Here is a 25,119-nt window from a genome sequence, read left to right on the forward strand (position 1 = left end):
CTACGGCTCGTACAACGGCAGGAAGTGGATGACCGCCTCCTCGTACGGGTGCGCCTTGCGGACCGCGTCCCGTACGAGGCGGGCCTGGTCCTCGTCGCAGACCGACTCGATGCGGCACTCCTCGGCCTGCTGCACGGCACCCACCTCGCCGTCGTACGGCCGCGCGCCGGGCAGCGGCTGCCAGCGGCCCGTCACCTTCCAGACGCTGGAACAGCGGGCGTACTCGCCCACGCGCCCTGCCCCGGAGGCGTGCAGCGCCTCGATGACGGCGTCCGCGTGGCTCTCGGGGACCGATATCTCGATCTTCAGCTTCATTCCTGGACCCTAACCGGGGCGCCGCACACCGCCTTGATCTGGCCGAGGATGCTCGCGTCCGTGATCTCCGTGTCCGCCGCGAGCAGCAGGGCCTTGCTGAGGATCAGGGCCAGGCGGGAGTCCTCGAAGGGGAGGAAGACGTTCGACGTCTGCTTCGTCGTCGTGCGGCGGTCGGGGACGATGCAGAGGTAGGCGTCGTGCGGGGCCATCAGGATGTTGGCCGAGCCGATATGGATCTTGTACGTGGTCAACTCGCCGCGGACCACCAGGAAGCGGCCGTCCAGGGTGCAGCGGTCGGCGATCTTCAGGCGCGGCACGATGCGGGCGAGGGCCTCGCGGCGGGCCTCGGCGCTCTGGTCGAGCGCGGCGAAGCCGGCGCGCTCCCAATAGGCGCGGCGGGTGCCGCCGTCGGTCCAGTCGGGGTCGGCGGCGATCGAGGTCACGCCCACGAAGAGGTCGACATCGCGCATGGCCTCGCTGAGGACCAGGGGCGGGACGTCCGCGAGCGGTGCCTCCTGCCAGGTGCCGGACTCCCGGCGGTCGAAGCGCACGGCGTCGGTGCCCGCGAGGTCGTGCTCGTCGGTCGACTCGGCCCACGTGTGGGCGAAGCGGACGCGCCACTGTCCCGAGGCGAGGGTGCGCTCGGCCATGGCGGAGTCGCCGGCGTCCCACGGGCCCAGGCGAGTGCTCTGCCAGCCGCGGGCCCGGAACAGGGCGAACAGCTGCTGGTAGTGGACGAGGTGGGCGGCGAAGCGGTTCGAGTAGGTGCGGGTCTCGTTCTCCGCCGGGGTCAGGAGGTAGACCTCTCGGTAGGCCTGTTTGAAGGGCTGGCGCAGCTGTTGCTCGCTGAGGACGTCGCGCCAGGCGCGTACGTCGTCGGGGCGGGAGCGGAGAGGGTGCCACAGGCGGATGCGGGCTTCGGCGGGTGCGTCGGGAAGGGCCGCCGCACCTTCGGCTTCGGTGCCGGCTTCCGCTGCGGGCAGGAACGCGTGCCAGGTGCCGGGCGCCGTTTCGAGCTCCCAGATGAGACGGTTCACGTGGGTGCGGGCGAGCGGGTGGGCGGCGAGGTCCGTGCGCCACCAGCCGTAGGGATACGTGGCGTCGACGACGAAGCTGCCCTCCAACGCCTTGAGCAGCGTGGCGAGTTGGGCATCGACGCGTTTGGCGAGGTCGCGCAGCTCCTTGACCAGGTCCGGGTGGTCGCGGCGCAGCGGCGCGGGTGCGCTGCGCAGGGTGCGGCCGTCCTTCTCCCAGGTCAGCGTGGCGGAGTCGGTGACCGTGAGGACGCCCTCGTACGGTGCGGCCTTGCGGCGCAGAACACCGGAGTCGTCGAAGCCGAGGCGGGGCAGGCGCAAGGCCACCTCGGTGCGTTCCGCGAGTGCGGCGTCGGCCTTCTTGAGGAGCTTGTCGAGCTGCTTGGGCACGCCCGCGTGCCGCACGGTGCGGCGGACGGTGCGCAGCGCGGCGACCAGTTCGGGCGTGGGGAACTCCTGCGCGGCGCGCGTGATCTCGTACAGGAGCCCCTGGGACGGGAGGGTCTTCGCGGTGCCCGGCGCGAGGGTGATGGCGGGCAGCAGGCGTGCGCAGAGCTCGGGCAGCCAGGGCTCGTCGCGGATCAGCGCCACGCGCAGCGCCAGGCCGAGGGTCACCACCTCCGGTGCGGTGAAGGCCTTGTCCGCGCGGTACGGGATCACGCCGTCGTGGATCGCCTCGGCGCGGTCCGCCGCCGCTTCCAGCACCCGCCGGGTGAAGGCGACATAGGCCGGGATCCGGGCGGTGTCGTGCCACATCTCCGCCTCGTGCCGCATCAGCGGGAACTCGCGGTCGAGGGCCGTCAGGATGCGCTGCTCGGCCGGGCCGAGGCCCGCGAGGACCGCCATCTCGTCGGCGAAGAGCGGGCCGCCGTACACCAGAAGGCCCGCGACCGCCCGCTGCAGCGCCTCCTCGCCCGCGAGGCCCGCGACGGCGATGAGGGCGCGGGGCTGCCGCACCGGCACCTTCTCCAGGACCAGACCCACGAGCGTGGCGGCCTGTTCGGACACGTCGGGCACGGGCTCCGAGCACCGGTCGAGCGCGTGCAGGCCCTGCCGCAGGTCGGGAGATCCGTACCGCCACGAGCACTGTTCGACGAGGACGTCGAAGAGGGTGCGGCAGGAGGCCGCGCTGTACCGCACCTCCCGGTCCCCCAGCGCGTGGTCGACGACCCGCTTGACGTCCTGCACCTGGGGCGGTGCGTCCTGGAAGTTGACCCGGCGTGAGGCGACCTTCAGCATGCCGAGGTCCTCGGGCGTCACGTCCGACAGATCGACGCTTCGTGCGTCGAACTCGCCGTCCTGCGCCGCCGTCCCGGCATCCGCGGCCAGCAGCCGCAGCATCCGCTCGACTCCGGGTTTCATCGCGCACCTCGCTTGATCTGGCGGACGATCGTCTCATCCTTGATCTTCGTATCGGCGGCGAGGAGCAGCGCCTTGCTGAGGATCAGGGAGAGCCGCTCGTCCTCGAACGGCAGGAACACCTGCCCGCCCGCGGACGGCCGCCGGCCCGGCACGATGCACAGGTAGGCATCGTCCGGCTCCATCAGGATGTTCGCGGAGCCGAGATGGATCTTGTACGTGGTCAACTCGCCCCGGACCCGCAGGAAACGGCCGTCCAGCGTGCAGCGGTCGGCGATCCGCAGCCGGGGCAGGATGCGCTGCAGGGCCGCGCCGCGGACCTCGGCGCTCGCGGTCAGGGCTCCGAAGGTGGTGGTGCGCCAGTACGCGTGGTGGCGGTCCTCGCCGCGGTCGGACCACTCGGCGTCCGCGGCGATCGAAGTGACCCCGACGAACAGGTCGACATCACGCATGGCCTCGCTGAACACCTGCGGCGGTACATCGGCGAGCGGCACTTCGCGCCACTGCTTGCCGCTGCGGCGTTCGAAGCGGACCTGGTCGGTGGCGGCGTGGTCGGGTGAGTAGGGGAAGTCCTCGTCGGCGGGGTCGTGGTGGAACACGGCCCGCCAGGCGCCGTCGGCGAACACACCGCGCGCCTCGCCCTCGTAGCCGCCGTCGTGCCCGCTCAGATAGTTCGCCTGCCAGCCACGCTCCTTGAACAGGGCGTAGAGCTGTTGGTAGTGGACGATGTGCGCGGCGAATCGGTTGGAGTAGACGCGGGTCTCGTCCTCGGCGGGCGTGAGCAGATAGATCTCGCGGAAGGCCTGCTTGAACGGCTGGCGCAGCTTGTCGGCCATCAACCGCTCGCGCCAGGCGGCGACTTCGCCGGCCTCGGCGCGGATCGGGTGCCACAGCCGTACGCGGTCGGGGCTGCCGTCCGGCCGCGCGCCGGGCGCGACGGCCTGCCACGGCCCGTCGCCCGCGCGGAACTCCCAGATCAGGCCGTGGACGATACCTCCGGTGACCGGGTGGTCGCGGTAGTGGCGGCACCATTCGTCGTACGGCCACTCGCGGTCCGTGGACATCAGGGCCTCCACGCGGACGCGCTCGCTCGCCAGGGTGGTGCGCAGCTCCTTGGCGAAGGCCTTGTGCCGCTTGAGCGCGTCGGGGTGTCCGTCCTTCACGGCGGCCGGTGCGGTCCGTGATGGTGTCCCGTCCGGGCGGACGATGGTCAGCCGGACGGTGGTGCCGTGCTCGATCGCGATCCGGAGCGTGTGCTCGCCCAGTTCACGTTCCACCGCGCCGTCCGGGCCGAGTCCGTGGTCGGGCACGCTGCGCTCGACGAGCTGCTCGGGCGTGATGCCCAGCTTGCCCGCGGCCGTGGTCAGCGCGGTGTCGAGCTGCTTGCGCAGGGCGCGGTGCCGGATGCGGGTGCGCAGCCGCCACAGGGCTTCCAGGGATGTCTGGTCGCCGGTCTCCCCCAGGGCGTTGATCGCGGCGCCCGCGAGTTTGAGGTCCTCGACGATGCCCCGCTCCGTGCCGCTGACGCGCAGGGCGAGTGCGACGAGGTGCGGTACGGCCGCCGGCCCGTCCGCCAGTGCGACGGCCCAGACGGCGCCCCGGGCGAGATCGCCGTCGTTCTGGTGCGCGACGTAGTGGTAGTGGTACGCGCCGCCGATCGCCTCGGAGTGCTCACCATGCGTACGGGTACAGAGCGTGTCGCCCTCCGCGAGCTCGCGGAGCACGTCGGCGACGAGATCGCGGGCGTCGGCCCGTTCCACCAGGTCCTGGCAGGCTCGGCGCCACTTCTGGGTGGGGCGAGGGCTGGAGAGGGCGACGAAGTGGCGGATGAGCGCGGCGAGTCCGGCGGTCGGGGCGGCCGCGACCCGGTTGCGGAGCGGGGCGGCCCACGGTGCCTTGTCGGGGATGAGGCCGTGGGGGACGGTGGTCTCCTCGATGCTGCCGAGGAGGTCGCGGAGGCGCCGGTTGAGCTTCGCCTTGCGTGTCGCGTCGATCGACTGGTCCCGCATCTGCGCATGCAGCGCGCGCAGATGCGGGGAGACCTCGCGCAGTGCCTCGGGGGCGAGTTGCTCGGCGGCGGGGAGAGCGACCGTGAGCGAGTCGGCGAACCAGTAGCCCCTGTCGCACTCTGTCACCCGCACGAACAGGACGGCCACCTCGGCGGCCGACCAGCCGCGGACACGGCGCACGAGCGCGTCGGCGTCGAAGGCGTAGGCCCAGTCGCGGGTCTCTTCGTAACGCGAGCCGAGGAGGAGGCAGAGCAGGGCCGCCCTGCCCTCCTCGTCGCCCACGCCGGTGGCCAGCCGCTCCACCATCGCGGCGCGGGCGGCGCCGCTCCCGGCACCGCCACGCCGCTGCTGCTCCAGCAGCTCCACCAGCCACCGCCCACGCTCCAGCGCACGCAGGCGCACCTCGTCGAGGGAGTCACACCTGCGGGCTTCGGCCACCAAGGTCTCGTACAACATGCCGAGATCATGGCAGCAAGGTCTGACAACGGGGCCGGGGCGGCGGGCGCCCGCGCGAAGCCCCTGGCGACGACACGTCCTGCCCGTCACCATGAGGCGGACCGGGTACCGGAGGCAGGCCCGAGGGGGGCGTATGAAACCGCGGCTGTTCCTCATCGCCGGAGCCGTCATCCTCGCGGTGGTCTGGACGGTCCTGGCCCGCGAGTGGAGCGACAAGGGCTGCAGTTCAGGGCAGGGCTATGCGCTGGTCCTGACGAAGGTGGGCGGCCCGGACGACCACGAGGGCTGCCAACAGGGCTTGGACGGACCGCAGTTCACGGACGCGTACACCGGCTGAGCACGGTCCGGGAGCGGCTGCCGTCAGCTGTCGTCGGTCTGCTCGACGGCGCGGGGCGAGCGACGTCGCCGCTCGCCCGCCACCAGGACGAGTCCTGCCCCGAGCACGCAGAGCATTCCCGCGCACGCGAACAGCCTCCGGTCCCCCGCCGCCGCTCCTTCCGGTCCCACCCAGCCCAGGGTCGCGCCCGCCAGGAACGACAGCACCAGAAAGGCCTGCACCGTGAACGGCAGGTACGGGAACGCGGGCCCGGGCGAGCTCAGCCGGGCCAGGCAATCCCGGGCCACTGCCACCAAAAGGAGCGGCAGCCACAGGAGTACCGCCCCCAGAAGCCAGTCTCCGCCCTCCGGCACCCACCTCAATACCCCGGTCAGCTCTCTGGCGGCGACCGTCAGGCACACCACGGCCATGCCGGCGAGCAGTGCCGCGTGCGCCTTGAACGACCAGTGCACGGCAGCTCCCTCAGGGCTTGCGCGCCACCCCGCCCGCGCACGACACCGCCACCGGCTCCCCGAACGGGTTCGCCTCCGGGCGCCACCGCTCCACCGACACCACGCCGGGGTCGAGCAGGTCGAAGCCGTCGAAGTAGCGGGCGATGCGGTCGATGCCGCGGGGGGTGTACGGGACGGCGCCGCTGTTCGCGTTGTGGCGGGCGATGGCCTCCACGTAGGCGGGGTCCGCGTCGGAGCCGTCGTACAGCGCCAGGTAACTGCCGGACGGCAGAGCGGACATCAGCTGGTCGACGATGGCCTGCGGCTTCTCCTCGTCGGAGACGAGGCCCATGATGCCCATCAGCATCAGCGCCACCGGCTGCGAGAAGTCGAGGGTGCGGGCGGCCTCGCGCAGGATCGTCTCGGGGTCGCGGACATCCGCCTCGATGTAGTCGCACTTGCCGCCGGGCGTGCTGGTGAGCAGCGCCTGCGCGTGCACGAGGACGAGCGGGTCGTTGTCCACGTACACGATGCGTGCGTCGGGGGCGATGGACTGGGCGACCTCGTGGGTGTTGTTGGCGCTCGGCAGCCCGGTGCCTATGTCGAGGAACTGGCGGATGCCGGCCTCGCCGGCGAGATGGGCGACGACGCGGGTGAGCATCTGCCGCGACTGGCGCGTGACGTCCCGCATGCCGGGATACACCTCGACGACCTTGTCGCCGGCCGCGCGGTCGACCGCGTAGTTGTCCTTGCCGCCGAGCAGATAGTTCCAGATCCGCGCCGAATGCGGCCGTGACACATCGATCCGGCCCTGCACCGCGGCACCTGACGTCTCGGACTCTTCGTTCACCACGGCGGGCCTCTCCCTCTGCAGCGTGCGGTCGAGGTCAACCTACGGTCTTCCGGGGCCCGTTGGGAGGTCCTGACCAGTAACGGTGCCATGAGTTCGGCCAACACCCTTGCTAGCGTGGCGGATTCACCACGGGAGGGGAAGTGTCACCCATGACGCCCAGGACCATCCGTATCGGCGGCGATCTGGAAGTACGGCGGCTCGCGTTCGGTGCCATGCATCTGCCGACCGGGGCGGGAGCAGAGCGGGAGAACTCGCTCGCCGTCGCCCGGCGGGCCGTCGAGCTGGGGATCACGCTCATCGACACCGCGTTCCTGTACGGCGGCGGGGCGAACGAGGAGCTGCTCGTCGAGGCCCTGTACCCGTATCCGAAGGAGCTGCTCGTCACCACGAAGATCGGGATCGCGGTGTCCGCCGCGGGCGAGTGGGATCTCGACGGGCGGCCCGCGGTGCTGCGGGAGCAGGTCGACGCGGCGCTTGCGCGGCTGCGGATGGAGCGGATCGAGCTGCTGCAGCTGCACCGCGTCGATCCGAAGGTGCCGCTCGCCGACCAGGTGGGCACGCTGCGCGAGCTGCGGGACGAGGGGAAGATCGGGCGGATCGGGCTGTCCGAGGTGACGGTCGCTCAACTGGCCGAGGCGCGCGGGATCGTGGAGATCGCGAGCGTGCAGAACCGCTACAGCCTGCTCGACCGTGAGCACGAGCCCGTGCTCACCGCGTGCACGGAGGCGGAGATCGCGTTCCTGCCCTGGCGGACGGCGGCGTGGGGCAAGGCGGGTGCCAACGAGGTGGTCGCGGAGGTGGCCGCCGAGCTGGACGCCACCGCGACCCAGGTCGCCCTGGCCTGGCTCCTGGGCCACTCGCCCGTGATGGTTCCGATCCCCGGGACGGCCCGGATCGCGCATCTGGAGGAAAACGTGGCGGCCGAGGGACTGGCGCTCACGGCCGGGCAGCGGGCCCGGCTCGACGGGCTCGCGGAGCCGGGTGCCGCCATGGAGTTGAACCTGCCGTAGGAGCGGTTCAGGCGGCGCGCGCCCCGACTCCCGCCTCCAGCGCGGCGACCAGCCAGTCGTGCGCGGTGCCTGGCGTGGGGTGGGGGCGCTCCCCGGGGGGCGTGGCGACCTCGGCGACAAGTTCCCAGTAGCCGTCGAACCGCGGGTCCGCGCCGAGTTCGCGGGCCAGGCGACGGCGGAAGGCCGGAGTGTCGCGCAGGCCGTGGACGGTGGCGTACGTGTCGACGAACGCGGCCAGCGCCTCGCCGTCGTGCGGGGCGCGGCCCGCGAGGAGGTCGGGGGCCGCGAGGCCATACGCCTCGGCGAGGCCCGCGTACAGGAGCGCGGCCTCGCGCGGTCCCGCGGCTCCGTGCGCGGCGGGCTGCGTGGGCTCCTTGGCCGAACAGGGGCGTGTCACCAGGGCGTTGAGCCGTGCGAAGGCCAGCACCTGGCCGGGCGTGGGGCTCTCCGGGGGCTGCGGGACCGCGACCTCCAGGAACGCGGAGGTCGCGCGCGCGGGCATGCGCGCGGGCAGCCAGGCCCGCCAGAAGCGGGCGAGCGGGGCGGTGCTCGGCGGGCTGGCGAGCGCGCCGACGAGCTGCAGCCGGTCGGGGCGCTCCTCGGGTACGGCTTCGTGGACGAGGCGGAGTGCGGCCTCCTGCCAGCGCAGGGCGGCAAGTTGGGAGCCGAGGGTCCGCAACTGCCCGGCGACGGCGTCCTCCAGGGCGCGCGACTCATCGCCCTCCTCCTGTTGGGCGACGATCCGCTGCACGTCCGGAAGCGGTACGCCGAGGCCGCGCAGGGAGCGGATGAGGCGGAGCCGCTCCAGCGCCTCGGGACCGTAGCGCCGGTGCCCTCCGCCGCTGCGGTCGCGTTCGGGCAGCAGGCCGCGGTCGGAGTAGAAGCGCACGGTCTTCACGGTGGTCCGCGCGTACTCGGCCAGCTCCCCGATGCTCCACGAACCGTCCCAGCCCGCTGCCACTCCGTACCCCCTTCGCCGGTCGCTTCCAACGTACCTGGAGAGGGGTGGCGGCGGTGCGGGCGGAGGGGCGGACCTCCGGGGGTTGAACCTCCCTCAAGGGGAGTTCCTACGGTTCCGGCGGACCGCGGGGGCGGCCGGGGAGCCGGTCGCGGGTGCGGGAGTTCGCGAAGGGAGTGCGGGATGACACGGTTCATTGTGGTGCCCGGGATGTTCACCGGGGCCGGCGTATGGCAGGAGACCGTCGGGCTGCTGCGCGCGGCCGGGGCGACGGCTGAGGTCGTGGAGGTGCCGCGGGCCGCGCCGGACGGTGGGTCCGTCGATCTGGAGGCGCACATCGCGCGGGTCGTCACGGCGATTGACGCGGACGCGTCCGCCGAAGGCGAGATCGTCCTGGTCGGGCACGCCTACGGGGTGTACCCGGCCGTGGGCGCCGCGGACCGCCGCGCCGGGCGGGTCGCGCGCGTCGTGTACCTGGACGGGCCGCTGGTGGAGGACGGCGCGGCGGCGATGGGCGCCATCCCCGACCCCGGGCTGCGGGAACTGCCCGCGGGCGTCGAGGAGTTGCCGGTGCCAGGGCGTGCGGAGTGGGTGCGCTGGGGCAGTACGGCAGGGTTGTCCGACGCCCACCTGGACCGGCTCACCGCGCTCGCGGCGCCGCAGCCGATGGGTACGTTGCTGCAGCCGCTGCGGCTGACGGGTGCGGGGGCCGCGCTGCCGTCCACGGGAGTGCTGTGCGCGGAGAGCGGCGCGACGATCGCCACACTCCGGCTGCTGCTCGGCTTCGGCGAGCCGGCCATCAAGGCGCTGGCCCGCCCCGAGGTCACGTTCTTCGAACTCCCCGCCGGGCACTGGCCGATGCTGTCCCACCCTCGCGAACTCGCGGACGCGCTCCTGGGCGCCGCGGCGGGCGAGGGCGTGAGTCTGGCCGATCCGCCCACGGACGAGCCCACGGAAACTCCGGGCTATCTGCGCCCGTTCCTCCTCGACGTCCCGGAGATCGCCCGGGAACGGCACGGGAACGTGGACTTCTACTTCCCGGAGGCGACGGTCGCTCCGGAGGCAACCGGCTCCCCGGAGGTGACCGGCTCCCCGGAGCGGGCAGACTCCCTGCCGGTGGCGGACTCCCCGGAAGCGGCGGACTCCCCCGAAGCAGCGGACTCCCCCGAAGCCCAGAGCAACCCAGCCCTCGCCGACACCCCTCACGCCGCCGACACCCCTCACCCCGCCGTCGTCATCATCCACGGCGGCCCCATCCCCGCCGACATGCGACCCACCCCCCGCGAGTGGCCGACCCTCGTCGGATACGCACGTCTGGCCGCCGCGCACGGAGCGGTCGGGGTCACGCTCGATCACGGGCTGCACGACCTGACCGCCTACCCGCGCGCCTCCGCCGACCTGGCGGCCGCGGTGGAGCAGGTGCGCAGCGATCCGCGCGTCGACGGGGACCGGATCGCGCTGTGGTTCTTCTCGGGGAGCGGGCCGCTCACCGCTCCGTGGCTGAGCGCGCCGCCCCCGTGGCTGCGCTGCCTCGCCGCCAACTACCCGATCATGGCCGCGCTGCCCAACTGGCCGCACCCGACAGGTCTCCCGCGCCCGGCGGACGTCGTCGCCGAGGCGGGCGACCTGCCGCTGCTCCTGCTCCGCGCCGGCCTGGAGACCTCCGCGATCGCCACCACCGTCGAGGAGTTCACCACAGCAGCCGACGCAGCCGACGCCCGCCTCACGATCCTCGACATCCCGAACGGCCACCACGCCTTCGAAGGCATCGACCCGACGGACGAATCCCGCGCGGTGGTGCGGGAGGCGATGGAGTGGGTGGTGGATCGGCTGGGGCCGGGCATGGCGTGACCGGCGCGAGGTCCGCCATGATGCCGCGATGACTGGTCGACTGCCGCCGACGGAGCGCGAACTCACCGCGTTCATGCGCTCCTACGAGGCGGCGAACAACAGCCACGACATCACCCGGGTCCTCCCGTTCCTCGCCGAGCACGCCACGTACTGGTTCTCCGACGGATCCCACCAGGGCATCGACGCGGTGCGCGCCGCGATCGAGCGGACCTTCGCGACGATCCAGGACGAGGTCTACGAGGTACGGGAACTGGAGTGGCCAGTCGTCGCGGACGACGTGGCCGTGTGCCGCTACCGGTTCGCGTGGAGCGGACGCGTGGACGGGGAGCGGCGCTCCGGGGAGGGGCGTGGGACGAATGTGATCGCGCGACAGAGCGGAGCATGGAGGATCGTGCATGAGCATCTCAGCAGCTGACCGGGGCGTGGCCCTCGGGAACCCACGCCCCTAATGTCCCCTATGCCGAGCAGCAGCCGTCCCGCGGGAGCCACTCACGTCCCGTACACCCGACCCCGGTTGGTGACCCGCCCCCTCCTGATCCGGTTCGTCTCGATCATCGGCGCCTCCGTCAGCTACTACCTCCTGCTGTCCGTCGTCCCTCTCTACACGGAGGCCTCCGGATACGCGGGAGCCGTCGGGCTCACCACGGGTGCGTTGATGTTCGCGACGGTGGGCGGGGTGCTGGTCACGCCGCGAGTCGTGCGGCGGTACGGGACGCGGGGGCCGCTCGCGGTGGGGCTGGTGCTGATGGGGGCGCCCGCGGTGGTGCTGACCGTGTCGGGGCACATCGCGTGGATCGTCGCCGTCTGTCTCGTTCGCGGGGTGGGCTTCGCCCTGACCCTCGTCGCGGGGAGCGCGCTCACGATGGCGCTGGTCCCGCCGGAGCGCCGGGGCGAAGGGCTGGCCCTGGCCGGTCTGATGTCCGGTGTGCCGACGCTCGCCGCGCTGCCGCTCGGCGTGTGGCTCGCGGCGCACGGAGGGTACGGGCCCGTCGCGGTGGCCGCCGGGCTCACCGCCCTGGCCGCGCTCCTCAGCGTTCCGGCGCTCCCCCGGCAGCAACCCGCGCAGGGCAAGCAGGTCGGTCTCGCCGCCGGGTTCCGCGAGGGCGAACTGGTCCGTCCGACGGCAGTGTTCGGGGCCACCGCCGTCGCCGCGGGCGTCGTCGTCACCTTCCTGCCGCTCGCCGTACCGGCCGGTGCCGCGGGTCTCGCGGCGGCCGCACTCTTCCTGCAACCCGCCACCGCCACCGCGGCCCGCTGGTTCGCGGGACGGCACGGCGACCGGCACGGTCCCGTACGTCTCGTCCTGCCGGGCCTCCTCCTGTCCGCGCTCGGGACGCTGCTCCTGGCCCTGCCGCACGTCCCGGCTGCCGTCCTCGCGGGCGCGGCCCTGTTCGGCACCGGCTTCGGCATCTGCCAGAACTCCACCCTGTCGCTCATGTACTCCCGTGTCCGCAAGGGGAGTTACGCCACCGTCACCGCGATGTGGAACTTCGCCTTCGACGCCGGGACCGGGATCGGCGCCGTCGGTTTCGGCCTGGCGGCGGGCCCGTTGGGATATCCGCTCTCCTTCGCGTGCACGGCCGCGCTGATGCTCGTCGCCGTGCTCCCGGCCCTGCGCGACCGCCGCGTCCCGGCGAGCTTCTGATCGCCCTCGCCCGGCCCCTCCCGTACCGCCTTCACCGAATCCGCGATTGGCCGTCACGCTTTCTTTGCTGCGTGCAAGGATGGACGCCATGACGGGCTGCCGTATCGCCGGAAGGACCGACCGGGGCGTGCCGCGATGGTGAAGCAGATCCCCACCTTGTGGTTCGTGCTGTACGTCTCGTGCGCGCTGTGCAAAGCCCAGATCGTACGGCTGGAACTGGCGCGTCCCGGCGCCCATCCGGCCAGCTGGCACGCGTGGCCGGCCGGTGTGCGGCGGACGTACGAGGGCCTGCGGGACAGCGCGTCGTGGTGGCTGATCGTCGACGGCAACGGGTGTTCCAACGGGCTCGGCCAGAACCTCGCGGAGGCCCAGGCGCAGCACTACCGCGCGGCCCTGCGCTATCCGCGCACCTACCGCCAGGTGCACTCGGCGGGGCTGCCCGGCGACGCGGGGTTCTGCGCGCAGTGCGATGTCGCGTACTGCGAGCGGCACTGGCGGGCGCAACGGGACGGAGCGGGGCACAAGTGTCCTCGCGGGCACGTTCGCTGACACCCGGCGTCCACCGGCCCCGTAACTGCGATTTGATAACAACGTCCAGGCCCGGCCCATTCGTGCACAGAATCTTTGCATAAGGTCAACGTCGAGCAGCCGAGCCGCTGGAGCGCACACCATGACCGTCAGGAAGCCGTCGCGGTCCAAGGTGATGTCGGCACCCAGGATCCTGGCGGCGCTCCCGTTCGCGGTGATGGCGATCGTGGGCGTGGTCGATGTCTCCACGGGTCCGACCGTGGGCTATCTGCCGCTTGTCTCGCTCGGTCCGGCCTTCGCCGGACTCGTCGGCGGCTGGCGGCGCACCGCTGGGATCGGCGCCCTGGCGCTGCTGCTGTGCGTGACGCTCGGGCTCAACCAGTCGTATCCCTCTCGCCGTGTGTACACCGCGATGGCCTCGGTGGCCGGGGTGACCCTCGCGGGCATCACCGCCGCCGTGATGCGCCAGCGCCGTGAGGCCGAACTGGCCAGTGTCCGCTCGATCGCGGAGACCGCGCAGCGCGTGCTGCTGCGCCCGGTGCCGCGCAGCGCGGGCCCGCTGACGATCGCGGTCTCGTACACCTCGGCGGTGGCCGAGGCCCGGATCGGCGGCGATCTGTACGAGGTGGTGGCCTCTCCCTTCGGCGTACGGGTCATCGTCGGCGATGTGCAGGGCAAGGGACTCGAAGCCGTGGAGACCGCGGCGCTGGTGCTCGGCGCGTTCCGCGAGGCGGCGCACGAGGAGCCCGAACTGACCGGTGTCGGCGCCCGTCTGGAGCGGGCGGTGCAGCGGGAGCTGCAGGGCGAGAAGTTCGTGACGGCGGTGCTCGCGGAGATCGCCGAAGGGCATGCCGCCACGCTGCTCAACTATGGCCACCCGGCCCCGATGCTGGTCCACCCCGACGGCTCCACGACCTTCCCCGAACCGCCGCGCTACGCGCTGCCGCTGGGCCTCGCCCTGCACGGCGGGCCCGCGCCGGAACCGTACGAGACCGTCTTCGCGCCGGGCGACCAGGTGCTCCTGTACACCGACGGGGTCACCGAGACCCGGGACGCCGCGGGCACCTTCTACCCCCTGAGCGAGCGGGCACCGCTGCTCGGCGAGCGGGCGCCGGAGGCGGCGCTCGACGCGATCCGGGCGGATCTGGTGGCGCACGCGGACGGGCCGCTGCAGGACGACGCGGCGATGCTGCTGCTCCGCTACCAGCAGCACGAACATCAGCAGGACGACCGGCGGGGCTGAGCGCCTCAGGCGTCCGTCCAGCCCAGCGGATGCAGGGCCGCGGTGCCGTGCGGGACCGGGGGTTCGCCGCCCGCCTCGGTGAACGCGTCGAGCGCCGCGACCAGGTCCACGCGCCGGTCCGCGGGCATCCGCTCCACGATGGCGGCGATCTCGCGGCGGCGGACCGCGGTGACGTCCTCGACGATGCGCCGCCCCTCGGCGGTGAGCCGCAGCAGCGTCTCGCGGCGGTTGCCCGGGTTGATCTGCCGGTCCGCGAAGCCCGTCGCGATCAGCCGGTCGACCATCCGCATGGCGGTGGACGGCGCCACCTGGAGGAGATCGGCGAGCTCGACGAGCTTGGTCTCGCCGCGCGTCGACAGCACGACGAGCATGCGGAACTGCGGCAGCGTCACCTGCCCTTCGACCACGGCCAGCGAACGGGCCGAGACGGCGACAAGGAGCCGCGAGGCGGTCAGGACGGCACGCGTCACCGCGGCCACGTCGTCGGCATCCGCGGCGCCGCCCTCGTATTCGGCCATGCAGTCTTTCTACCTCCATCCGTCCGCGCCGCACCCCGGGGAAGGCAAAGCCCGTACGGACCTTCGCGCGCGGCGCCGGGCCCCTGACCCGGATTGCTTGCTCCTGCTCGAAGAGAAGCTATATCTTGCAGCTTCAATCATTCCGATGCATGGAGTAGCCCCCATGAGCCATGTCCAGAAGGAACTGACCAGCCAGCCCGAGTGCTGGGAGCGCGCCGCCGAACTGGCCGTCGAGCACCGCGACGTGCTCGGTGCGCCGGGTGAGCGGATCGCGCTCGTCGGCTGCGGCACGTCGTACTTCATGGCTCAGGCCGTCGCCGCGCTGCGCGAGACGGCGGGGCAGGGCGAGACCGACGCGTTCGCCGCGTCCGAGTTCCCGGCCGGGCGCCCGTACGACCGGGTCATAGCCCTGACCCGCTCCGGCACCACCACGGAGGTCCTCGCGCTCCTCGGCGAGCTGCGCGGCCGCACCGCCACGACGGCGATCACCGCCGATCCGGACACCCCGGTCATGGAGGCCGCGGACGCGGTGGTCGTGATGGCCTTCGCCGACGAGGAGTCGGTGGTGCAGACACGCTTCGCGACCACGGCCCTCACGCTGCTCCGCGCCCACCTCGGGCTGCACAGCCCGCAGGCCGTCGCCGACGCGCGTACCGCGCTGGCCGAGCCGCTGCCCGAAGGGCTCGTGGACTGCGCACAGTTCAGCTTCCTGGGGCGCGGCTGGACCAACGGCCTGGCGCAGGAGGCCGCGCTGAAGATGCGCGAGGCATCCCTGGCGTGGACCGAGGCGTACCCGGCGATGGAGTACCGGCACGGCCCGATCTCCATCTCCACGGCCGGCACGGCGACGTGGATGTTCGGCGAGGCGCCCGACGGTCTTGCCGAACAGGTGGGCGCCACGGGCGCGTTGTGGATCGAGGGCACGCTGGACCCGCTGGCCGAGCTGGTGCGCGCGCAGCGGCTCGCGGTGGCGGTGGCCGCGGTGAAGGGGCTCGACCCGGACCGGCCGCGGCATCTGACCCGTTCCGTCGTCCTGCCGTCGGCCTGACGGGCGCGGGGGGTCGTCGCCGATGCCACTCATCGGATCCGGTGCGCTGGTCGCCGAGGCCGCGGCCAAGCAGGGCGCCGTCGCCGCGTTCAACATCATCACCCTCGAACACATCGAGGCCGTCGTCGAGGGCGCCGAGAGGGCCAAGTCCCCGGTGATCCTCCAGGTCAGCGAGAACGCGGTCGCGTTCCGCGGCGGCCGGCTGCTGCCGCTGGCCCGTGCGGCCGTCGCCGCCGCCGAGGCCGCGTCGGTGCCGGTGGCGCTGCATCTGGACCACGTCAAGCGGGACGAGCTGCTGCGGCAGGCCGCCGACGCCGGCTTCGGTTCGGTGATGTACGACGCCGCGCATCTGCCGTACGAGGAGAACCTCGCCGCGACGCGTGCCGCCGCGGACTGGGCGCACACCCAAGGGCTGTGGATCGAGGCCGAGTTGGGTGAGGTGGGCGGCAAGGACGGCAAGGCGCCGCTCGACCCGCACGCGCCCGGCGCCCGCACCGAGCCGCAGGAGGCGCGGGCGTTCGTGGCCGAATCGGGGGTGGACGCCCTGGCCGTCGCGGTGGGCAGCTCGCACGCGATGACCTCGCGCACGGCGGCCCTCGACCACGAGCTGATCGCACGGCTGCGCGCGGCGCTGACCGTGCCGCTGGTGCTGCACGGTTCCTCGGGCGTCCCTGACGACGAGCTGACGCGCGCGGTCACGGGCGGCATCGCGAAGGTCAACATCGGCACGGCCCTCAACATCGCGCTGACCGGCGCGGTCCGCGCGCATCTCGCCGCGCACGAGAGCGTGGTGGATCCGCGCAAGTACCTGGCAGTGGGCCGTACGGCGATGGCGGAGACGGTGGCGCGGATGATCGGGGTGCTCGGGGCGGGGTGAGCGTGGGCTACGGCCGCGGCCCGGCCCGGGACCCGTTGCCGCCGCGGCCGAAGTCCTCTACCGTACGGCGATCGATACGGAATACGTCGTCACGGCCTGAAACGACCGACGACATCGTCTGCCGGGAGGGCCCAACAGTGCAGGAATCCGAAGCAGCCGCAGAGAGCGCAGCGGGCGAGGAGCTCGCCGTGACCGAGCGGACCCGGCACCGGCGCCTGCGGGAGAACGGCTCCGTACGGAAGACCGATCTGGACGCCGTGCTCGCGGCCGGGTTCGTCTGCCATCTCGGGGTCGTGGTCGACGGCAGCCCGATGGTCGTGCCGACGTGTTACGGCGCGACGGCCGACACCCTGTACCTGCACGGTTCCGTCGCGAGCCGCAGCCTCCGCTCCCCCGGGGCCGAGGTCTGCGTGACGGTCACGCACGTGGACGGGCTGATCCTGGCACGCTCGGTCTTCGAGCACGGCATCGCGTACCGCAGTGCGATGGTCTACGGCGTGCCCCGCGTCCTCGACGGCGAGGAGAAGCTCGAAGGGCTGCGGGTGCTCACCGAGCAGTGCGCGCCCGGACAGTGGGACTACGCGCGCCGCCCCAGCCGCAAGGAACTCGCGGCGACGACGCTGCTCGCGCTCGATCTGGACGAGGCCTCCGTGAAGATCGCCGACGGGCCGCCGGACGACGGCGACGGACCGGATGCCGAGCTGGGCCTGTGGGCGGGCAATGTGCCGTTCCGCACGGTGTCCGGCGCCCCGCTGCCCGCCCCCGATCTGGACTCTGCGGTCCAACTGCCCGCCCACATCGCGGCGTTGGGCTCGCGCTCGGACGTGCACGGCGCGGGCCCGGGCAGGTAGCGACGGGCCCCATGCCGGGGCGTGCAGCAGTGGTTCTCCACGCCATGGCGCGCGGCCGGTGGCGCATCGACGATGGCCGCCAGTCGATCCTTGGAGGAGTCCATGCGCCTGAGAACAGGCGGCACCGTCCTGGCCGCCGTGCTGCTGCTCGGAGCCGGTACTGCGGGTGCCGTGCCCGCCGGGACCGCGGACACAGCGCACTGCGCGGGGCAGCGGCCCGTCCATGTGCCCGGCGCGGAGCACCACACGACGGCCTGTCTGCCCGATCTGACGACCGCGGCGCTCAGCGGCACCGCGTACACCGACCCGTCCGACTGGATGTCCCTGCAGGCCAAGGGCACGAAGAACCCCACGGGTGTGCCGGGCGTCCAGATCGACGGCTACTTCCCGGACAGCTCGCGCCTCAACGCCACGCACGGCTGGAAACACGACGCGCAGTTCGTGATCCGGCTGCCGGAGAACTGGAACGGCGGGCTCGTCGTCACCGGCGCACCGGGTGTGCGCAAGCAGTACTCACTCGACTCGCTGATCTCCGACTGGGTCCTCGCCCAGGGCTACGCCTTCGCCTCCACCGACAAGGGCAACAACGGCCCCGACTTCTACACCGACGGCGAGCGCCCCGGTGACGCGATCGTCGAGTGGAACCGCCGGACGACCCAGCTCACCAGGGCCGCCAAGAAGGTGGTGGCCCAGGCGTACGGGAAGGCGCCGCGCCGCACGTACATGACGGGCATCTCCAACGGCGGCTATCTGACGCGCTGGCAGCTGGAGAACCATCCGGAGCTGTACGACGGCGGGGTGGACTGGGAGGGCACCCTGTGGACCTCCCGCGGCGACAACATGCTGCGTCAGCTGCCCACCGCGGTCGCGCGGCAGGCGGGTCGGGCCACGGACACCGACATGTACCGGGCGGGGTTCGCGCGGGGCAGTGAGTTCCTGTGGCCGTACCACGAGAAGGCGTACTGGGGTCTGACGCAGAAGACCTACCGGGCGGAGCTCGACCCCTCGTACGACCGTGCCTGTCCGGGGAGTTCGGCGGGCTCCACGCTGGAGCAGATCCTGGCGCCGTGCGCCTCGGACGCGACGTACGCCTACGAGGAGCGGCCCGCGTCGGTGCGGCGGGCGGTCGAGCGGATCGCGCTGACGGGGCGGATCGGGAAGCCGATGCTGACGCTGCACGGCGATCTGGACGCGCTGCTGCCGATCTCCACGGACTCGGACACGTACACCCGCATGATCAAGGACCGGGGCCGCGGCGCCCTGCACCGCTACTACACGGTCGAGCAGGGCACCCACGTGGACAGTCTCCACGACACGTATCCCGACCGGCTCCGCCCGGTCCTGCCCTGCTACCGGGACGCGTTCACGGCGCTGACGGCCTGGGTGGAGGACGGTACGCGGCCGCCGGGCAGCGGGACGGTGGAGCGGCCCGTGACAGGGGATGTGGTGAACAGCTGCGACATCGGAGGGAGTTGACCCGCCGGGTATCCCGGTGAACGCGGCCCCGGCCGAGGCGTCTCAGCCGCCGAAGGCCGGGGTCCGCAGCCCCTCCCCCGCGTCGGGCAGCACCAGGAGCGAGCCCGACAGGGGATGGGGGCGGTCGAGGCCGGTGCGGGCCGTCGTGATGTACAGGTCGCGCAGGCCGAGGCCGCCGAACGCACAGGCCGTCGGGCGGCGCACGGGGAGGTGGAGGGTGCGGTCGAGGCGGCCGTCGGGGGTGTAGCGGCGGAGCTGTGCGCCGTCCCACAGCGCCACCCAGACACAGCCCTCGGCGTCGACGGTGAGCCCGTCGGGGAAGCCCGCGCCCGGCTCGATCTCCGCGAACGGCCGCCTGTTGTACGGGAGTCCGTCCACGTGATCGCAGACGTCGATACGGCGCGTGGGGCTGTCGACGTAGTAGACGCGGGTGGCGTCGGGGCTCCAGCCGATGCCGTTGCTCACCGAGACGGACGCGAAGAGACCGGTCGCGGTGCCGTCCGGGGCGACGCGGACGAGGTGGCCGCCGCCGTCGCGCTCGTCGTAGCGCATCGTGCCCGCCCACAGCGAACCGTCGGGGGCGACCGCGGCGTCATTGCCGCGGCGGCCCGGCACCGGGTCGCGCAGCAGCCAGGCGAAGGAGCCGTCGGCGCCGTAACGGGCCACGCCGTCACGGAGGTTGACGACGAGACCGCCGCCCGTGCGGGGCAGCGCGGCGCCGACGTGCTGCTCGGTGGCCAGGACCGTGCGGCGACCGTTCACCGGGTCGTACGTGTGGACGCGCGAGCCGAGGATGTCGACCCAGATCAGCCTCTCCGCGTCCGCGTCCCAGACGGGGCCTTCGCCGAGCTCGGCCGTCGCGCGGACGGCGACCTCCACGGGCGCGGTACGTACCGACCGCCCTGCGCTCACCGGTCGCCGCCCCGGAAGCCCAGGCTCTCGGAGAGGTCGCGGGCGCCCTTCGTGGCCAGTTCCGCCAGTTCGGCCTCGCGCTCCTCGGTCCAGCGGATCATCGGCACGGACACGGACAGGGCCGCGACGACCCGGCCCGCGCGGTCCCGCACCGGGGCCGCCACACAGCTCACATCCGGGTTGGACTCCCGGTGCTCGGTGGCGAAGCCGCGCTCGCGGATCTCCGCCAGGGCGGTGCGCAGGGCGTCGTGGCCGGTGATGCTCTGGTGGGTCATCGCGTCCAGCTCGCCCGCCTCCGCCAGGCGCACGTCCAGTTCGGCGGCCGGCAGCGAGGCGAGCAGCATCTTGCCGACGGAGGTGCAGTGCGCGGGCAGCCGGCGGCCCGCGGCGGAGACCATACGGACGGCGTGGATGGAGTCGACCTTCGCGATGTAGATGACGTCAAGGTCCTCCAGGATGGCGACATGGACGGTCTCGTCACAGGTCTCGGCGACCTCGCGCGCGACCCGCTGCCCCTCGGCGGCGAGGTCGAGCTGCTCCGCGTACCGGCTGCCGAGCTGGTAGGTGCGTACCCCGAGGCGGTAGCGGCCCTGCTGTTCGGGGACGGGCACGAGGTAGGAGCGGGCGGCGAGCGTCGTGACGAGTTCGTGCACCGTGGTGCGCGGCAGACCGAGCCGGCGGGTGATGTCCGGTGCGGAGAGCGTGCCGTCGCCCTCAAGGAAGAGCTCCATGACGTCCAGCGCCCTGGTCACCGCCGGGACTAGTCGCCCCATGAACCCTCACCCACCCCTGTTGTTCGAGATTCCGGCCAGTGCCCGGTATGCCGAACGTACGGTAACCACAGTCCCGTTCACCGGGCAATGCCCGTGCACGGTCCATTGACACCACCGCCGGGCCCTGATTACGGTCACGCCACCATTTCGAACGTGTGACGAAATCTCGAACAGTCCACGAGAAACCCTGGGGTCAACTGCCGTGCGCATCACGGGAATCAGCACTCATGTCGTCGGGACGCCCTGGCGCAATCTCACCTACGTCCTCGTGCACACCGACGAAGGTCTCACCGGTGTCGGCGAGACCCGCATGCTCGGACGCACCGACGCGCTCGTCGGCTATCTGCGGGAGGCCGAGGCCCACCACATAGCGGGCTCCGACCCGTTCGCCGTCGAGGATCTCGTCCGGCGCATGAAGTACGGCGACTACGGGCGGGCCGGCGAGATCGTCATGTCCGGGATCGCCGTGATCGAGATGGCCTGCTGGGACATCAAGGGCAAGGCGCTCGGGGTGCCGGTCTGGCAGCTGCTCGGCGGCAAGGTGACGGACAAGGTCAAGGCGTACGCGAACGGCTGGTACACGACCGAGCGCACCCCGGAGGCGTACCACCGGGCCGCCAAGGACGTGGTCGCGCGCGGCTACCGCGCCCTGAAGATCGACCCGTTCGGGACCGGGCACTTTGAGCTGGAGCCCGAGCAGACCCGGTACGCGGTGTCGCTGATCGAGGCGGTGCGGGACGCGATCGGGCCCGACTGCGAGCTGATGCTGGAGATGCACGGCCGCTTCAGCCCGGCCACGGCGGTGCGGCTGGCCCGCGATCTGGCGCCGTTCGCGCCCGCGTGGCTGGAGGAGCCGGTGCCGCCGGAGAACCTCAAGGCGCTGGAGAAGGTGGCCGCGAAGGTGGACATCCCGGTGGCCACCGGGGAGCGGATCCATGACCGGATCGAGTTCCGTGAGCTCTTCGAGTCGCAGGCCGCCGACATCATCCAGCCCGATGTCGGGCACATCGGCGGCATCCTGGAGACCCGCAAGCTCGCGGCCACCGCCGAGACACACTACATGCTGGTCGCCCCGCACAACGTGGGCGGCTCGGTCCTGACCGCGGCCTCGCTCCAACTGGCGGCGTGCACCCCGAACTTCAAGATCCTGGAGCACTTCAACGACTTCGCGGACGCGGAGATCAAGAAGGTGGTCAAGGGCGCCCCGCAGGTCGACCCGGAGACCGGCTGCTTCGCGATCTCGCACGCGCCCGGGCTCGGGGTCGAGCTGGACGTGGACGCCGCGGCCGAGTTCCCGCAGCAGGAGGCCCGGTTCGACCTGTGGGCCGACGGTTGGGAGAAGAGGCAGCCGAAATGAGCCGCGGGCTTGTCGTCGAACGGCCCGGGGTACATCGCCTGACCGAGGGCGGCGTCCCATCGCCCGGCCCCGGCGAGGTGCTCGTACGCGTCGCCGCCGCGGGCCTGTGCATGAGTGACCGCGAACTGTACGACGGCCGGCGCGCACCGGGCTATGTGCGGTATCCCGTCATCCCCGGCCACGAGTGGTCGGGGACGGTCGAGGCCGTCGGCGAGGGAGTCGACCCCGCGCTGGTGGGCCGCAAGACGGTCGCCGAGGGCTTCCGTGCCTGCGGAGTCTGCGAGCGCTGCCGTTCGGGCGAGACGAGCCTGTGCGGCGCGGGCTACGCGGAGACCGGGTTCACCGAGCCGGGCGCCTTCGCGGATCATCTCACCGTACCCGCGCGGCTGTTGCACCTCCTGGACGATGACGCGGACCTGCGCGCTGCCGCGCTCCTGGAACCCGCGGCGGTGGTCGCCGCCGCGGTCCGCGCGGGGCGCCCGCGTCCCGGGGAGCGGATCGCCGTGGTGGGCGCGGGCACGCTGGGACTTCTCGCCGTCCAGCTGCTCGCGGCCTCGTCACCGGCCTCGCTGACGGTGATCGACCCGCGGACCGAACGCGCCGAACAGGCACGGCAGTTCGGGGCGACCCGGGCGCTCGCGCCCGGAGACGGCCCCGAGGGAACGTTCGACCTGGTGGTGGAGACCGCCGGGGCGCCGACCACGGCCGCCGCATCCTGCCTCCTCGCGCGGCGCGGCGGCCGGGTGGTGCTCACCGGGATGTTCGCGGCGGGCGCCACCGGCATCGACCCCGTCCATCTCTCCGTCAGCCAGCTGGAGATCCGCTCGGTCTTCGGTGCCCCGTCTGCCGCCTGGTCGGATGCGGTACGGGCCTTCGGGCTCGGGCTGCTCGACCCGGCGCCCCTGATCACGCACGAGTTCCCGCTGGAGGAGTTCGCGGAGGCCGTCGCGCTGGTGGGCGGCGGCGACCCGAAGACCGGGAAGGTGCTGTTGCGGCCGTAGGGCCTTCCCTCACCCTCCGGGCTCCGTTTCACGCCGGCCTCACCTTCTTCACACCCAATGACCCGAACGTCGTCCGAAATCTCGAACAAGGGAGTTCCGTGACAGCCAGCTCACCCCTCGCACCGCACCCACCCCACGCACCCCGCCGCCCCGGCGCCGAGGCCCTGGCCCGGCTCGGGCACCCCGTACCCGCCCCCGACGCCGCCGACGCCTCACCGCACCGCTTCCCCGACCAGGGCACCTGGCGTACCGAAATCCCTTCCGTGGAAGGGCCCGAGGCGCTGGCCGTCGTGCTCAAGGAAAGCGCGCGGCTCGACGTGCCGGTCCACCGCATCAGCCAGGGCAGCGGCGTCTGGATGCTCTCCGACGCCGAGATCACCGAGATGGCCGAGGCCACCGCCGCCCGTGACATCGAGCTCTGCCTGTTCACGGGACCGCGCGGCACGTGGGACACCGGCGCCTCCGTGCGCACCGACTCGGGCGGCGCGGGCCTGCGCGCCCGCGGCCATGACGCGCTCGCCGGCTGCGTCGAGGACGCCGTGCGCGCCACGGAGTTGGGGGTGCAATGCCTGCTCGTGGCCGACGAGGGCGTGCTGTGGACCCTGCACCGCGCCCGTCTCGCGGGCGTCATCCCGGCGGACACCACGCTGAAGGTGTCGGCCCTGATCGGCCCGGTCAACCCGGCCTCGTACGCCGTCTACGAACGTCTCGGCGCCGACTCGCTCAACGTTCCCTCGGACCTCACGCTCGACCATCTCACCGAGATCCGCCGCACGTCCGCGGCCCCCATGGACCTCTACGTCGAGGCGCCCGACGACCTCGGCGGCTATGTCCGGATGTACGAGATCGCCGAGCTGATCCGACGAGGCGCCCCGCTGTACCTCAAGTTCGGCCTGTCGAAGGCGCCCGGTATCTATCCGTACGGGGCCCATCTGCGCGATCTGACCCTCGACACGGCCCGCGAGCGGGTCCGGCGCGGCCGGCTCGCCCTCGATCTGCTGGCGCGGCACGGGGCGGACGGCGGGATGTCGCCGCTCGGCTCCCGGCTGCCCGGCCCGCTCCACCGCTTCGCCCCCGAGCCCGTCACCCACGCACCCGTCCCGCACGAACCGACCGCGAAGGACAGCTGACCATGCGCATCCGTACGAAGGCCGTGGCCGCCGGCGCCACCCTCGCCCTGAGCCTCACCCTTACCGCCTGCGGACAGGACAGCACCGGAGGCAGCGAGGAGAAGAAGGACGCCGAGGGCGCCACCGTCGGCATCGCCATGCCGACCAAGTCCTCGGAGCGCTGGATCTCCGACGGCGCCAACGTCGAGAAGAACCTGAAGGCCAAGGGGTACGAGACGAAGCTCGTCTTCGGCGAGGACAAGCCCGACCAGCAGGTCTCCCAGATCGAAGGCATGATCGCGCAGGGCGTGGACGCGCTGGTGATCGCGGCGATCGACAACAAGTCCCTGGACAACGTGCTCCAGCAGGCCGCCGACGCCGACATCCCCGTCATCGCGTACGACCGGCTGATCCTCGGCTCGAAGAACGTCGACTACTACGCGTCCTTCGACAACGAGAAGGTCGGCGCGCTGCAGGGCACGTACATCGTCGAGCAGCTCGGTCTGGACAAGGGCGAGAAGGGCCCGTTCAACATCGAGCTGTTCGCCGGGTCGAACGACGACAACAACACCCGCTACTTCTTCGACGGCGCGATGAAGGTGCTGCAGCCGTACATCGACAAGAAGCAGCTTGTCGTGCAGTCGAAGCAGACCGATCTCAACCAGGTGACCACCCTGCGCTGGGACGGCGGCACCGCGCAGAAGCGCATGGACGACCTGCTGACCGGTTCCTACGGCGGCGCGAAGCGCGTGGACGCGGTGCTCTCGCCGTACGACGGCATCTCCGTCGGCATCCTGTCGGCGCTGCGCGGCGACGGGTACGGGGCCAAGTCCAAGCCGTGGCCCGTGGTCACCGGGCAGGACGCCGAGGTGGCCTCGGTGAAGTCGATCATCGCGGGCGAGCAGCGGCAGACCGTCTACAAGGATCTGCGGCAGCTCGCGAAGGTGGCCACGGACATGGTCGACGCCTCGCTGAAGGGCGAGAAGCCCGAGACCAATGACACGGAGTCGTACGACAACGGCGCGAAGGTCGTGCCCGCGTACCTCCTCGAGCCGGTCAGCGTCGACAAGGAGAACTACGAGAAGGAGCTCGTCGACACCGGCTACTACAAGGCGTCCGACCTCGACTGACCCGCCCGCTCCGAAGACCACCGAGACAGAAAGGCACG

General features: G+C 72.2%; 24 protein-coding genes. 15 read left to right on the plus strand and 9 right to left on the minus strand.

All coding sequences use genetic code 11. The annotated features are described in order from the left end of the window. Genes ACIBI4_RS30650 through ACIBI4_RS30660 form a run of 3 tightly spaced genes read right to left on the minus strand, consistent with a single transcriptional unit; the run spans position 1 to position 5,173 of the window. Positions 1-315 carry a hypothetical protein gene (locus ACIBI4_RS30650; RefSeq protein WP_399207410.1) on the minus strand — a complete coding sequence of 105 codons (315 nt, stop codon included), beginning with the start codon at positions 313-315 and terminating at the stop codon, positions 1-3. Further along, positions 312-2,711 (minus strand): DUF4132 domain-containing protein, encoded by a 2,400-nt coding sequence (locus ACIBI4_RS30655; protein ID WP_399207411.1) that lies wholly within the window; start codon positions 2,709-2,711, stop codon positions 312-314. The genes ACIBI4_RS30650 and ACIBI4_RS30655 overlap by 4 nt, the downstream gene beginning before the upstream one ends. After that, positions 2,708-5,173: a DUF4132 domain-containing protein gene (locus ACIBI4_RS30660; protein WP_399207412.1), complete on the minus strand. Its 2,466-nt coding sequence runs from the start codon at positions 5,171-5,173 to the stop codon at positions 2,708-2,710. The genes ACIBI4_RS30655 and ACIBI4_RS30660 overlap by 4 nt, the downstream gene beginning before the upstream one ends. 133 nt (positions 5,174-5,306) lie before the next feature. On the opposite strand from ACIBI4_RS30660, the gene ACIBI4_RS30665 reads away from it, so the two are divergent. After that, complete coding sequence (locus tag ACIBI4_RS30665) at positions 5,307-5,510, plus strand: hypothetical protein (RefSeq protein ID WP_399207413.1); 204 nt, start codon at positions 5,307-5,309, stop codon at positions 5,508-5,510. Between the two features lie 23 nt (positions 5,511-5,533). Here the strand turns inward: ACIBI4_RS30665 and ACIBI4_RS30670 are convergent, their stop codons facing one another. Continuing rightward, positions 5,534-5,962, minus strand: a complete 429-nt coding sequence (locus tag ACIBI4_RS30670) for a hypothetical protein (protein ID WP_399207414.1) — start codon at positions 5,960-5,962, stop codon at positions 5,534-5,536. 10 nt (positions 5,963-5,972) lie between these two features. Beyond that, the gene (locus ACIBI4_RS30675; RefSeq protein ID WP_399207584.1) at positions 5,973-6,791 is read right to left on the minus strand and encodes an SAM-dependent methyltransferase; all 819 of its coding nucleotides are present in this window, start codon (positions 6,789-6,791) and stop codon (positions 5,973-5,975) included. A 152-nt stretch (positions 6,792-6,943) separates the two neighbouring features. On the opposite strand from ACIBI4_RS30675, the gene ACIBI4_RS30680 reads away from it, so the two are divergent. Continuing rightward, complete coding sequence (locus tag ACIBI4_RS30680) at positions 6,944-7,804, plus strand: aldo/keto reductase (RefSeq protein ID WP_399207415.1); 861 nt, start codon at positions 6,944-6,946, stop codon at positions 7,802-7,804. Between the two features lie 7 nt (positions 7,805-7,811). Here ACIBI4_RS30680 and ACIBI4_RS30685 read toward each other — a convergent pair whose 3' ends face one another. Then, positions 7,812-8,765: a MerR family transcriptional regulator gene (locus ACIBI4_RS30685; RefSeq protein ID WP_399207416.1), complete on the minus strand. Its 954-nt coding sequence runs from the start codon at positions 8,763-8,765 to the stop codon at positions 7,812-7,814. 180 nt (positions 8,766-8,945) lie between these two features. On the opposite strand from ACIBI4_RS30685, the gene ACIBI4_RS30690 reads away from it, so the two are divergent. The 5 genes from ACIBI4_RS30690 (at position 8,946) to ACIBI4_RS30710 (ending at position 14,029) form a co-directional block, all read left to right on the plus strand. Beyond that, positions 8,946-10,613, plus strand: coding sequence for an alpha/beta fold hydrolase (locus ACIBI4_RS30690; RefSeq protein ID WP_399207417.1), 1,668 nt, complete (start codon positions 8,946-8,948; stop codon positions 10,611-10,613). Between the two features lie 28 nt (positions 10,614-10,641). Continuing rightward, positions 10,642-11,028 (plus strand): YybH family protein, encoded by a 387-nt coding sequence (locus tag ACIBI4_RS30695; RefSeq protein WP_399207418.1) that lies wholly within the window; start codon positions 10,642-10,644, stop codon positions 11,026-11,028. 102 nt (positions 11,029-11,130) lie between these two features. After that, positions 11,131-12,258, plus strand: a complete 1,128-nt coding sequence (locus tag ACIBI4_RS30700) for an MFS transporter (RefSeq protein WP_399207420.1) — start codon at positions 11,131-11,133, stop codon at positions 12,256-12,258. A 135-nt stretch (positions 12,259-12,393) separates the two neighbouring features. After that, a complete protein-coding gene (locus tag ACIBI4_RS30705) occupies positions 12,394-12,807 on the plus strand; it encodes a hypothetical protein (RefSeq protein ID WP_399207421.1) in 414 nt (137 codons plus the stop codon). A gap of 121 nt (positions 12,808-12,928) precedes the next feature. Continuing rightward, a complete protein-coding gene (locus tag ACIBI4_RS30710; RefSeq protein WP_399207422.1) occupies positions 12,929-14,029 on the plus strand; it encodes a PP2C family protein-serine/threonine phosphatase in 1,101 nt (366 codons plus the stop codon). Between the two features lie 5 nt (positions 14,030-14,034). Here the strand turns inward: ACIBI4_RS30710 and ACIBI4_RS30715 are convergent, their stop codons facing one another. Beyond that, positions 14,035-14,547 carry a MarR family winged helix-turn-helix transcriptional regulator gene (locus tag ACIBI4_RS30715; protein ID WP_399207423.1) on the minus strand — a complete coding sequence of 171 codons (513 nt, stop codon included), beginning with the start codon at positions 14,545-14,547 and terminating at the stop codon, positions 14,035-14,037. A 163-nt stretch (positions 14,548-14,710) separates the two neighbouring features. On the opposite strand from ACIBI4_RS30715, the gene ACIBI4_RS30720 reads away from it, so the two are divergent. The 4 genes from ACIBI4_RS30720 to ACIBI4_RS30735 all read left to right on the plus strand — a co-directional run bounded on the left by ACIBI4_RS30720 (position 14,711) and on the right by ACIBI4_RS30735 (position 18,799). Next, a complete protein-coding gene (locus tag ACIBI4_RS30720) occupies positions 14,711-15,595 on the plus strand; it encodes an SIS domain-containing protein (RefSeq protein ID WP_399207425.1) in 885 nt (294 codons plus the stop codon). A gap of 22 nt (positions 15,596-15,617) precedes the next feature. Beyond that, the gene (locus tag ACIBI4_RS30725; RefSeq protein WP_399207426.1) at positions 15,618-16,472 is read left to right on the plus strand and encodes a ketose-bisphosphate aldolase; all 855 of its coding nucleotides are present in this window, start codon (positions 15,618-15,620) and stop codon (positions 16,470-16,472) included. Positions 16,473-16,660: 188 nt separating this feature from the next. Beyond that, positions 16,661-17,323 (plus strand): pyridoxamine 5'-phosphate oxidase family protein, encoded by a 663-nt coding sequence (locus tag ACIBI4_RS30730; protein WP_399207427.1) that lies wholly within the window; start codon positions 16,661-16,663, stop codon positions 17,321-17,323. Between the two features lie 102 nt (positions 17,324-17,425). After that, positions 17,426-18,799, plus strand: coding sequence for a tannase/feruloyl esterase family alpha/beta hydrolase (locus ACIBI4_RS30735; RefSeq protein WP_399207428.1), 1,374 nt, complete (start codon positions 17,426-17,428; stop codon positions 18,797-18,799). Between the two features lie 42 nt (positions 18,800-18,841). Here ACIBI4_RS30735 and ACIBI4_RS30740 read toward each other — a convergent pair whose 3' ends face one another. Next, the gene (locus ACIBI4_RS30740) at positions 18,842-19,678 is read right to left on the minus strand and encodes an SMP-30/gluconolactonase/LRE family protein (protein ID WP_399207429.1); all 837 of its coding nucleotides are present in this window, start codon (positions 19,676-19,678) and stop codon (positions 18,842-18,844) included. A 29-nt stretch (positions 19,679-19,707) separates the two neighbouring features. Continuing rightward, positions 19,708-20,484 (minus strand): IclR family transcriptional regulator, encoded by a 777-nt coding sequence (locus tag ACIBI4_RS30745; RefSeq protein WP_399207430.1) that lies wholly within the window; start codon positions 20,482-20,484, stop codon positions 19,708-19,710. A gap of 202 nt (positions 20,485-20,686) precedes the next feature. Between ACIBI4_RS30745 and ACIBI4_RS30750 the strand changes: the two genes are divergently transcribed. The 4 genes from ACIBI4_RS30750 to chvE all read left to right on the plus strand — a co-directional run bounded on the left by ACIBI4_RS30750 (position 20,687) and on the right by chvE (position 25,081). Beyond that, complete coding sequence (locus ACIBI4_RS30750; protein WP_399207431.1) at positions 20,687-21,841, plus strand: mandelate racemase/muconate lactonizing enzyme family protein; 1,155 nt, start codon at positions 20,687-20,689, stop codon at positions 21,839-21,841. Further along, positions 21,838-22,842, plus strand: a complete 1,005-nt coding sequence (locus tag ACIBI4_RS30755; protein ID WP_399207432.1) for a zinc-binding dehydrogenase — start codon at positions 21,838-21,840, stop codon at positions 22,840-22,842. The genes ACIBI4_RS30750 and ACIBI4_RS30755 overlap by 4 nt, the downstream gene beginning before the upstream one ends. Positions 22,843-22,940: 98 nt before the next feature. Next, entirely contained in the window at positions 22,941-23,972 is a 1,032-nt protein-coding gene (locus ACIBI4_RS30760; protein ID WP_399207433.1) for a hypothetical protein, read from the plus strand. A gap of 2 nt (positions 23,973-23,974) precedes the next feature. Beyond that, positions 23,975-25,081, plus strand: coding sequence for a multiple monosaccharide ABC transporter substrate-binding protein (chvE, locus tag ACIBI4_RS30765; protein ID WP_399207434.1), 1,107 nt, complete (start codon positions 23,975-23,977; stop codon positions 25,079-25,081). Positions 25,082-25,119 lie beyond the last annotated feature (38 nt).

This window comes from Streptomyces sp. NPDC050418 (assembly GCF_044458745.1).
Taxonomy (GTDB): domain Bacteria; phylum Actinomycetota; class Actinomycetes; order Streptomycetales; family Streptomycetaceae; genus Streptomyces.

Excerpts from the sequence above, each read along its gene's own strand:
- ACIBI4_RS30650 (WP_399207410.1), bottom strand. The coding sequence starts at position 315 with ATGAAGCTGAAGATCGAGATATCGGTCCCCGAGAGCCACGCGGACGCC.
- ACIBI4_RS30655 (WP_399207411.1), bottom strand. The coding sequence starts at position 2,711 with ATGAAACCCGGAGTCGAGCGGATGCTGCGGCTGCTGGCCGCGGATGCC.
- ACIBI4_RS30660 (WP_399207412.1), bottom strand. The coding sequence starts at position 5,173 with ATGTTGTACGAGACCTTGGTGGCCGAAGCCCGCAGGTGTGACTCCCTC.
- ACIBI4_RS30665 (WP_399207413.1), top strand. The coding sequence starts at position 5,307 with ATGAAACCGCGGCTGTTCCTCATCGCCGGAGCCGTCATCCTCGCGGTG.
- ACIBI4_RS30680 (WP_399207415.1), top strand. The coding sequence starts at position 6,944 with ATGACGCCCAGGACCATCCGTATCGGCGGCGATCTGGAAGTACGGCGG.
- ACIBI4_RS30690 (WP_399207417.1), top strand. The coding sequence starts at position 8,946 with ATGACACGGTTCATTGTGGTGCCCGGGATGTTCACCGGGGCCGGCGTA.
- ACIBI4_RS30695 (WP_399207418.1), top strand. The coding sequence starts at position 10,642 with ATGACTGGTCGACTGCCGCCGACGGAGCGCGAACTCACCGCGTTCATG.
- ACIBI4_RS30705 (WP_399207421.1), top strand. The coding sequence starts at position 12,394 with ATGGTGAAGCAGATCCCCACCTTGTGGTTCGTGCTGTACGTCTCGTGC.
- ACIBI4_RS30710 (WP_399207422.1), top strand. The coding sequence starts at position 12,929 with ATGACCGTCAGGAAGCCGTCGCGGTCCAAGGTGATGTCGGCACCCAGG.
- ACIBI4_RS30715 (WP_399207423.1), bottom strand. The coding sequence starts at position 14,547 with ATGGCCGAATACGAGGGCGGCGCCGCGGATGCCGACGACGTGGCCGCG.
- ACIBI4_RS30720 (WP_399207425.1), top strand. The coding sequence starts at position 14,711 with ATGAGCCATGTCCAGAAGGAACTGACCAGCCAGCCCGAGTGCTGGGAG.
- ACIBI4_RS30725 (WP_399207426.1), top strand. The coding sequence starts at position 15,618 with ATGCCACTCATCGGATCCGGTGCGCTGGTCGCCGAGGCCGCGGCCAAG.
- ACIBI4_RS30735 (WP_399207428.1), top strand. The coding sequence starts at position 17,426 with ATGCGCCTGAGAACAGGCGGCACCGTCCTGGCCGCCGTGCTGCTGCTC.
- ACIBI4_RS30745 (WP_399207430.1), bottom strand. The coding sequence starts at position 20,484 with ATGGGGCGACTAGTCCCGGCGGTGACCAGGGCGCTGGACGTCATGGAG.
- ACIBI4_RS30755 (WP_399207432.1), top strand. The coding sequence starts at position 21,838 with ATGAGCCGCGGGCTTGTCGTCGAACGGCCCGGGGTACATCGCCTGACC.
- chvE (WP_399207434.1), top strand. The coding sequence starts at position 23,975 with ATGCGCATCCGTACGAAGGCCGTGGCCGCCGGCGCCACCCTCGCCCTG.